This window comes from Denitrobacterium sp. (assembly GCF_056180635.1).
Window position 1 is genome coordinate 1 of sequence record NZ_JAZZJS010000095.1, and the last position, 8,541, is coordinate 8,541.

8 protein-coding genes are annotated in these 8,541 nt (G+C 61.5%); 2 read left to right on the top strand and 6 right to left on the bottom strand.

All coding sequences use genetic code 11. The features are described 5' to 3' along the window. The 4 genes from guaA to AC04P6_RS08865 form a co-directional block, all read right to left on the bottom strand. The coding region (gene guaA / locus AC04P6_RS08850; protein ID WP_475566264.1) for a glutamine-hydrolyzing GMP synthase at positions 1 to 1,127 on the bottom strand (1,127 nt) is incomplete at its 3' end. 268 nt (positions 1,128 to 1,395) lie between these two features. Next, a complete protein-coding gene (locus AC04P6_RS08855) occupies positions 1,396 to 1,695 on the bottom strand; it encodes a 4Fe-4S dicluster domain-containing protein (RefSeq protein WP_475566265.1) in 300 nt (99 codons plus the stop codon). 23 nt (positions 1,696 to 1,718) lie between these two features. Next, on the bottom strand, positions 1,719 to 3,674 hold the full coding sequence (locus tag AC04P6_RS08860; RefSeq protein WP_475566266.1) for an FAD-dependent oxidoreductase: 1,956 nt from the start codon (positions 3,672 to 3,674) through the stop codon (positions 1,719 to 1,721). A 195-nt stretch (positions 3,675 to 3,869) separates the two neighbouring features. Next, entirely contained in the window at positions 3,870 to 5,366 is a 1,497-nt protein-coding gene (locus AC04P6_RS08865; RefSeq protein WP_475566267.1) for a helix-turn-helix transcriptional regulator, read from the bottom strand. 154 nt (positions 5,367 to 5,520) lie between these two features. On the opposite strand from AC04P6_RS08865, the gene AC04P6_RS08870 reads away from it, so the two are divergent. Together AC04P6_RS08870 and aroF are read left to right on the top strand one after the other, a co-directional pair. Continuing rightward, entirely contained in the window at positions 5,521 to 5,802 is a 282-nt protein-coding gene (locus AC04P6_RS08870; RefSeq protein WP_475566268.1) for a chorismate mutase, read from the top strand. Beyond that, positions 5,799 to 6,608, top strand: coding sequence for a 3-deoxy-7-phosphoheptulonate synthase (gene aroF / locus AC04P6_RS08875; protein WP_475566269.1), 810 nt, complete (start codon positions 5,799 to 5,801; stop codon positions 6,606 to 6,608). Before AC04P6_RS08870 ends, aroF begins: the two co-directional genes overlap by 4 nt. Positions 6,609 to 7,055: 447 nt before the next feature. On the opposite strand, the gene AC04P6_RS08880 is transcribed toward aroF, so the two are convergent. Further along, the gene (locus AC04P6_RS08880; protein WP_475566270.1) at positions 7,056 to 7,859 is read right to left on the bottom strand and encodes an ABC transporter ATP-binding protein; all 804 of its coding nucleotides are present in this window, start codon (positions 7,857 to 7,859) and stop codon (positions 7,056 to 7,058) included. A 31-nt stretch (positions 7,860 to 7,890) separates the two neighbouring features. Continuing rightward, on the bottom strand, positions 7,891 to 8,541 hold a 651-nt coding region (locus AC04P6_RS08885; protein ID WP_475566271.1), incomplete at its 5' end, for an ABC transporter substrate-binding protein.

The window sequence follows — 8,541 nt, forward strand, 5'->3', positions numbered from 1 at the left end:
ACCTCGTCCTTGAAAAGGTGGTCCAGCGGCTCGATGAGTTCGAAGCTCACCCCTTCGGGGAAGGGGATGAGGTTGTGGTGGCTCTTGATGGTGGAAGCCTTGCCGCCCGTCTTGGGAGCGCCGCTCTCGATGATGTCGGGATAGATGGTTCCCTGGGCCAGGTACTTCACTCCGCCCGTATGCTGGGCCACGGCGAAGAACTCCTCCCAGAACTGCGTGCCGATGATGCGGCGCTTCTGCTCGGGCTCGGTTACGCCGTCGAGCAGCTTGGCGTAGCGCTCTTCGGCATGCACGTGCACGAAGTCGACGTCGAACTGCTTGGTGAACACTTCCTCAACCTGCTCGGGCTCGTTCTTGCGCAGCAGGCCGTGGTTCACGAACACGCAGGTGAGTTGCTTGCCGATGGCGCGTGCGCACAGCGCGGCAACCACGCTGGAATCGAAGCCGCCGGAAAGGGCCAGGATGACGCGATCGTTGCCAACCTTGGCGCGAATGCCCTCTACCATCGAGTCGATGAGGCCTTCCATCGTCCAGTTGGCTTCCAACCCGCAGATGTTGAACAGGAAGTTGCTGAGCATCGTGTTGCCGTTGGGCGTGTGACGCACCTCGGGGTGGAACTGCGTGGCGTACAGGTTACGCTCGGCGCACTCCATGCTGGCAACGGGGCACGTGTCGGTTACGGAGGTGATGGTGAAGCCCTCGGGCACCTGGCTTACGGCGTCGCGGTGGCTCATCCAGACCGTCTGCTCTTCGGGGGTGCCATCCAGAAGGCGGCTTTCGCCCTGGCGCGTGAGCGGCGCAGCGCCATATTCGCCCTTTTCGGTGTGGCCCACGGTGCCGCCCAGGGTGGTGGCCATGATCTGCTGGCCATAGCAGAAGCCCAGCACGGGCACGCCCAGTTCGAATACGCCCGGGTCGACCTTGGGGGCATCTTCGGCGTATACGCTTGCCGGACCGCCCGAAAGGATGATCGCGGAAGGCTGTGCGGCTGCGATTTCCTCGGCAGGCGCATCGCAGGGCAGGATTTCCGAGTAGACATGCAGGTCGCGCACGCGACGTGCAATGAGCTGGCCGTACTGAGCGCCAAAGTCCAGTACGATGACTTTCTGCTGGGTGGTTTCCGCCACTGTTACCGCCTTTCGCGTAATGTGTAAACGCCGCTATCATAGCGCCTGCGTTCGAATGCCGCGTGCGCGTTGGCGCGTTCTCATAAAAACGCTAGGGAGCGTCACGGGTCGGTTTTCGTTGTCCTCGGTCGTTTGCGCGCATGAATGGCGGCCCATGAAAAGGGCACCGCCCTGCTGCAGGAGGGCGGCGCCCTTGCATAGCCCGCCGGGGAGGGGTTGTGGTGGGCGATATGCCTATGGCGTTGGCGCTCGGGCGCCGATATGCTGCCTAGCCTTCCTGGGTCTCGTACAGCTTTGCGATGATTGCTTCCTTGATGTGCGTGGGAGTGGCATTGTCGGTGGCAACGGCGCGAATTGCGGGCATCTGGAAATCCTTCGCGTAGAAGCTAATCTCCAAGCTGCGCCCTTGGCAGCCCACGTAGCATTGCCCGCAGCTCTGGCAGTTTTCCGGGTATGCGATGATGCTCTTCATCTGTGTGGTGTCAAAGCGGAACACGTCCATGGGGCAGACGGTGACGCAATGTTGGCAACCGACGCATTTATTTAGGTCATAGCGCTGAACGGCCATGATGAACCTCCTTCTCTGGCTTTCTATTTACCCCAGCTGCTGCTGGATTGCTCCTCGGGCAGCCCAAGCGCCTTCGCCTCGGTGGGGAAGCGGACGCTGTAGCGCGACGCATAGTCCTCGCCAAGGTCGCCCTTCCATTCGTCTTTCACGGGGATGCGTTCGATAACCGGTTCGCCGTTATCGCCCTTGGTAAGCGTGATGTAACAGAGGAAGTTATCGTCGTCTCGGAATGGGTAGTCGGTGCGGAAGTGCAGGCCGCGGCTCTCCTTGCGTTCCAGGTTGGCGCGAAGCTTGAGCTCGGCGGAGAGAACCTTGTGCTTCATCTCGATTGCCATGCGCAGCTGGTGAGGATTGCTGGCCGCGAGATTGGGGATGACCTTGTCGCGCATGTTGATGACTTGCGTGAGCGTGGCCTGCAGGGTTGCCTCGTCCTGGGCGACGAGCACCCAATAGGGCGACATGATGGCCTGGAGCTGATCGCGTGCGCCATCGGGGGAGAAGCCCTTTTCCACGCTCATCGGCGCGAGAATTTCCTCGGAGAGCTCCGCAATGCGTTCCGCGGAGATGGTCCCGGCGGAGGCCGTCTGCGCATACGCCGCCGCCGACTTGCCGGCGATGTCGCCTTGGATGCTCGCGTAATTGCTGGTGAAGCCAACGCCAACGGGATACGCTGCGCCCGTGGGGGAGCTGGCGTTCGCGCCGTCGCCGGCAACCCACAGGCCGGGTATGCCGGTGTAGCCCTCCAGGTCGTCCAGGCCGCAGAATACGCCGTTGCTCATGTGGGCGCTCATGCCGAGCGCGGCGCCGTATACGTCTGCCTTCGGTTTGGGCGACATCATCTTTCCAATGCGGATGTCGTTGGGGTTACCCGAGACTGTGCCGCCTCGGCGCGTGATGTCGGCTGTGGCCTGATGCTCGATGTTCGTGCCGTCATTGGCGCTCGCGCCGTTTACCGTGTTCGTGACGCGGCTCATAACCAGCGTCTTCTCTTTGCTTGTCGCGTAGCTTGCGGCCGTGTCGGCCGTGATGTCGCCGCCGCAGAGCCAGATGTTCTCCAGATAGTCCCAGTTGTTGTTGATGAAGCTGCAGCCAGGGGCGAAGCTCGTGGTCGCGTGGAAGTCGTCGTATTCCTTGCCCGCAATGGGGAGGCCCAGATGGTATGCGATGTATTCGCCGTCGAAGGTGTTGCCGCCAACGGGGTAGCCCGTGGGCTTGTAGCTGCCGCCGCCCATGGCCATAACCACTGCCTTGGCATTGAACGTGATGACGGTTGCCGAGGGAACGTGCAGGCCAACGGCTCCCACGATGCGTCCCCCGTCCTTTTCGACGTTGGTAATCATCGTGTAGTCAACGACGGTAATGCCGTTTTCCTCTAGGAGCGGAACGACGCGGGCGTGGCGGTCGTGATCGGCGTTCTTGTCGTAGTACGCTTGGTAGTCGAGGGAATCCCAGATGGAGGTATCGGCTGCCCGGTCGTAGCGATCCATGATGCCCCATGCGACCAGGCGCTCGTATGCCTCCTTGCTGTGGTCGATCCACTGCTGGTACCAATCGAGGTTCACGACGTATTCGCCTCCGCGCTGGATGGCGGTGCGGAATGCCTCGGCATCGTCGCCCATGTCCGGGTCGAACCAGCGGTGGCTTGAGGGCCAGGGCGAAAGTCCCGAATAGCCGGGGCGTCCCTTGTCGACGAGAACGACGTTGCGACCAGCGCTTTTCGCCGCCATAGCCGCGTTCATGCCCGCGAACCCTCCGCCAATCACTAGCACGTCGCATTCGTACGAGGTGGTGTCCGGTGAGGCAACTTCGGGTACGGGAAGCTCTTCGGTGACGACGCTGGCGGATGCCGTTGCGCTTTCCGATTTGGATTTTGGAGAGGCGCATCCGCCGAGCGTTGCCGCCGCGGCTGCCGATACGCTCATGATGCCGGCGTCGCGTAGGAACGCTCGGCGTGAAAGGCCGTGGGATGTGATACCCATTTTCCCTCCTCTGTGTCCGGTCTTGCGACCTTGTCTGCTGAAAGCCCGTTTGGGTGCCTCAAGGGTAGGGGAGGGGTGTGTTTCGCGCGTCGGGCGAAACGGCCATTTCTGCGCACGGAACTCATACGAAACGTACATTGCCCAGGTAGATAGGGAGTTTTACTTGGTATGCGATTGGTGCTTCGCCAAATGCGTCTAGTTGCGGAAGGCGTCGACGTAGGCGATGAAATCCTGCTTGCGGTGAATGTCGAGCTTTCGGTAGAGGTGGCCTTGGTGCGTCTTTACCGTGCTCTCGCTAATGAACAGCTCTTCGGAAATACGTTTTGCCGATAGCCCGCGATAGGTGAGCACGGCGATGTCGAGCTCACGTTGCGTGATGCCCTTGCCCTCGCAGGCGCGCAGGACGAGATTGCGCTGCCAGTCTGCGTTGGACATCGCGGCTTCCTGGTTGGTGCGCGCTGCATTCTGGAGGAGCAGGAGCACGATGCTCGATGCGGCGAGGAAGGCGGAGATGCAGGCGATGGGGATGATGAGGTTGGCTCCCGTTGCGTATGCGAGGATTCCGGTAATCGAGAGAAGGTCAATCGAAATGAACTGGGGCAGCGCGACGACGAGCATGCCGAAGAGGGCGAGGGGGCGAATGGAGGCAGAAGGGTTTCCCGTAGCGTTGGTGGCGACGATGATGGCGGCGAGGACGGCGAAGAGGTGCTCGCCGCTTACCATGAGGCGCTTGCCAAGCAAGGTCCCGGTTCCGTCGCCGCAGGTGGCAACGAGTAGAAGCGTTCCCATGAAGAGGAGGGAGAGCAGGGCGAAGGCCGTGAATATGATGCGTGATGAGTGGCCATGGCGAGACGCGAGCAGGCAGAGCGCCACGCAGCCGGCCAGACCGCCTAGGGCCGTTATGGCATAGGGGATGCCCTGCAGGGTTCCCGCGGTGAGCGTGCCTTGCTCCATGGCCGTGAACAAGCGAACGCATATCGCCGCAAAGAACACGAATACCAGGCAGAGGGCGAGCACCTTCCGCATTTCGCCGGAGCGCGCCTGCGAAAGTTCCGAGGTGGAAGGGTGGATTGTCGATTCGGATTCTGCGCCCTCGCATTTTTCCTCTGCGCTCTTTCGGTTTTCGTAAAACGCTGCTGTGGCGCATACGATGGGGCACGCGAGCAGCGCCGGCATGCAGAGCTGCGGAGCGACGAGCGTTGCCGCGATCCATAGGGTGCTGAAGAGGCAATACGAGAGTGCGATGACGATGACCGCTCTGTTGCCCGGAAGCGTGGCCGCACGCTCGAGCAGGGCAATTGTGAAAGCTGCCACCGCATAGGCACACAAGGCGATTGCGATTCCCTCGATGATGGGCGACCCGATTCCCCATGTGGCTTCGAGGGAGCTCGGCGCATCGAAGCAGATGAGCGCTTCGCCGACGAGCCCCGCTACGCCCGCCGAGAGGACGATGGCGTCAAGCGCCCGTGGCCTCCCGTGCGGCCACGTCGCGATAGCCAACGCGTAGAGCACGATGAGGACAATGGCGTAGAGGGCGTGCCGGGCGGGGATGTCCGCGAATTGCGAGGAGGCGAACGTAGGCGAAAGAGAGATGGGGAAATAGGGGCTTACGTGCAGAAAGGCCCAGAAGCAAGCCAGTGCGACAATGAGGATGGCGTTGTCTTTTGCTATGTAGGAGATTTTCGATTTCATTGAAAGCATTCTAGCAATTATCATCGGCGCGGGCATGCGCGCAATCCTCCCGCGCGTGCGCAGCGCATTTTCCGCGTGAAACCCCGATATCACTCTATCGCGCGATAGTGTTTCTTGCTACGATATGCCAAATTGCCGTACGAAAGGATGCATTATGGCTGAGCAAGAGGAAAACTTCGAGCGTATTCAGGCCCATCGCAGCGAAATCGATGCGATTGACAAGCAGCTTGTCGCTCTGCTGAACGAGCGTGCAACGCATCAGCTTGCCATCCGCGCTCTGAAGCCGGGCGCCCATATGGGCCTGTTCGACCCGAAGCGCGAGGAAGAGATTTTCGCGCGCGTTCAGGAATATAACGAGGGTCCGCTGTATCCCGATAACCTCCGTGAGATTTACGCCGCCATCCTCAAGGTTTCGAAGGAGATGCCGTCCGCATGAGTGAGTCCAAGCTAAAAGGCGTGCAGGGTCTTCCCGATTACGGCACCCGCACCGATGAGATAACCATTTTCGCCGGCCCCTGCGCGGTGGAGTCGTACGAGCAGTTCGCGGCTGTGGCCGAAGTCGTTGCCGAAGAGGGTCTGCACTGGATTCGCGGTGGCGCGTTCAAGCCGCGCACCAACCCGCATTCGTTCCAGGGCCTGGGCGAGGCTGGCCTGCAGATCATGCAGGAAGCCGGCAAGAAGTACGAGCTGAAGACGCTTACGGAAATCATGGATTCGGCTCATTGCCCCATGGTGCACAGCTACGTCGACGGTCTGCAGATTGGCGCGCGTAACTGCCAGAACTTCAGCCTCCTGCGTACGGTGGGCCAGGTAACCGCCGATAGCGATAAGCTCGTTCTCTTCAAGCGCGGCCTGGCGAACAGCGTTTCCGAATGGTTGTCGGCCACGGAATACATCACCATGAACGGCAACGACAACGTCATGCTGTGCGAGCGCGGCCTGCGCACGTTCGAAACGTCCACGCGCTTCACGCTCGACATCTCCGCCGTTCCTGTCATCCACAAGCAGAGCCTGTATCCCATCTGCGTGGATGTAAGCCATCCTGCGGGCGTTCGCGACCTGGTGCCGCCTCTGGCGCGCGCGGCAATCGCCGCCGGCTGCGACGCCATCATGGTCGAGGTGCATCCCGACCCGCAGAACGCGAAGTCCGACAACGCGCAGCAGCTCACGCCCATGCAGTTCAAGGACCTCTTGGCCGACCTGCGCGAGATTGCCGCCGTGTTCGGCAAGAAGCTCGTCTAGCGCATCTGGCGCAAGAATAGCCAAGGGCGCGTCCCATTGCGGGGCGCGCCCTTTTCGTTTTGGTTTGATTTGCGTGCGGTGCTAATTGCCTACGCTGGGTGACGAAGCGCGGCACGCGTAGGCCGGGGGCAAGCAGGCGGCGCCGGTGCAGCATATAGGGGGTTGTGGTCACGCTGCGAAGTCCGGTGGAGAGCCGATTGGCTAAAGAAAGCCGCCAAAGGTAGGGTGTTCCAGCCTATGGTCGGTGCCTGCGCTCGTCTTCCCACGATTTCCCGCGAGCCATCTCCCAGATGTATGCCTCCGTGCTTCCACGAACGCGGCCGGCGGGTAATCATGGGGCAAAGTATTCCTTTGCGCGGTGCATTCGTCTACCACCCAAAACGCGGGTATTTGCGTTTTCCCATCCACATAGATTGGGTGAACTTAGCGATTTAGCTGGGGAATTGGTTAATTGGCGTCGTTGTTGCCCCTAAGGGCGGCCCAAACCGCCTTCTTTGCGCGCAGGTACTCCTCGCTTAGCTCGAACGGCTCGTTTTCCGCTGCGTTTCGTTCCACGGAAATGGCGGTGCGAATGGTGGAGGGCTCGCCTGCCTGCGGGTTCCCCGCGAGGACGTAGATGCGTTGCGCCAGCGCGACGGCTTCGTCTACGTCGTGCGTGATGACGAGCGCCGAAAGCCCGAGCTCGCTTGCAACGCCTGTGAACCATGCGCGCATGTCGGCACGCGTCATGGCGTCGAGCGCGCTGAAGGGCTCGTCCAGAAGCAGGCATCGTGCTCCCGTTGCATAGGTGCGCAGGAACGCGGCGCGCTGCCTCATGCCTCCCGAAAGCTGATGGGGCCACATGCGCTCCGTGCCGTCGAGCCCGAACGTGGGGAAGAGGCGCGCGACCTTTTCGCGCGCCTCGCCTTTGCCCATGCCCTGCAGAACGAGGGGAAGGGCGACGTTGTCGATAATGCGCTTGTGGGGCAGAAGCAGGTCCTTCTGGAGCATGTAGCCGATGTGGCCCGGCTTGCCCGTCACGTCTTGGCCGTGCGCATACACGCGCCCCTTTCGGGGCGCGATGAGGCCCGCCAGCGCATGGAGGATCGTCGTCTTGCCGCATCCCGATTTCCCGATGAGGCAGCAGATTTCGCCCTCGCTCACATGCAGGTTCGCATTGCGGACGATGAGCTCGTCGCCGTAGCCTATCTCTAGGCCGCTTCCCTCGATGGCGAAGGGCTGCATGCGCTCGCCGCTATCGCCAGCCTGCATTATCGTGCGTCGTCCTTGCATGATGGGTTCGCTATCCCAGGTAGTCGTTCGTGAAGCCGGCGTCGAGGGCAAGCTCGGTCTCGACGAGCTTGTTGTCGTTGAGCCACTGGTAGTAGCGCGCCCAGCGTTCGCCGTCGAACGTGCCCCATTCGCTTGCGTCGTCGACGTACTTGCCGGCCAGGTATTCCATGCTCTTCGTTACCAGCTGGGAATCGAGCTCGGGAACGGCTTCCACCAGGATGCGCGCGGCTTCGGTGGGGTTGGCCACCGCGTATTCGTAGCCCTTGCGCGTAGCCCTCATGAATGCGCGCGCCACGTCGCCCTGCTGCGCCAGGAAGTCGTTATTCGCCGCGATGACCGGCGTGTAGTAATCGAGCGCCTCATCGTAGTCGATGAGGGAGAAGTAGTTGTATGCGAAGTTCTGCAGCTCGGCATTCTGAACCGCCCAGCCCTCGTACACCCACACGCTGTCGAAGGCGTTGCTGCGCAGGCCGGCTACGTCGTCGTCCACGGCGTAGGGCACCATTTCGAGCTTCGCGTAGTCGCCGCCGTCGGCGGTTACGATGTCGCGGATGGTGGCCTGCTCCACGTCCTGGTTCCAGGTGGCGTAGCTGTGGTTTTCCATGGCGCGGGGGCTTGTGATGCCGTCTTCCTTGCGGCTCATGATGCCGCTCGTGTTGTG

Bases quoted from the DNA above. Each gene is read 5' to 3' on its own strand.
- AC04P6_RS08865 (WP_475566267.1), bottom strand. From the start codon at position 5,366: ATGAAATCGAAAATCTCCTACATAGCAAAAGACAACGCCATCCTCATT.
- AC04P6_RS08880 (WP_475566270.1), bottom strand. From the start codon at position 7,859: ATGCAGGCTGGCGATAGCGGCGAGCGCATGCAGCCCTTCGCCATCGAG.
- AC04P6_RS08870 (WP_475566268.1), top strand. From the start codon at position 5,521: ATGGCTGAGCAAGAGGAAAACTTCGAGCGTATTCAGGCCCATCGCAGC.
- AC04P6_RS08860 (WP_475566266.1), bottom strand. From the start codon at position 3,674: ATGGGTATCACATCCCACGGCCTTTCACGCCGAGCGTTCCTACGCGAC.
- aroF (WP_475566269.1), top strand. From the start codon at position 5,799: ATGAGTGAGTCCAAGCTAAAAGGCGTGCAGGGTCTTCCCGATTACGGC.
- AC04P6_RS08855 (WP_475566265.1), bottom strand. From the start codon at position 1,695: ATGGCCGTTCAGCGCTATGACCTAAATAAATGCGTCGGTTGCCAACAT.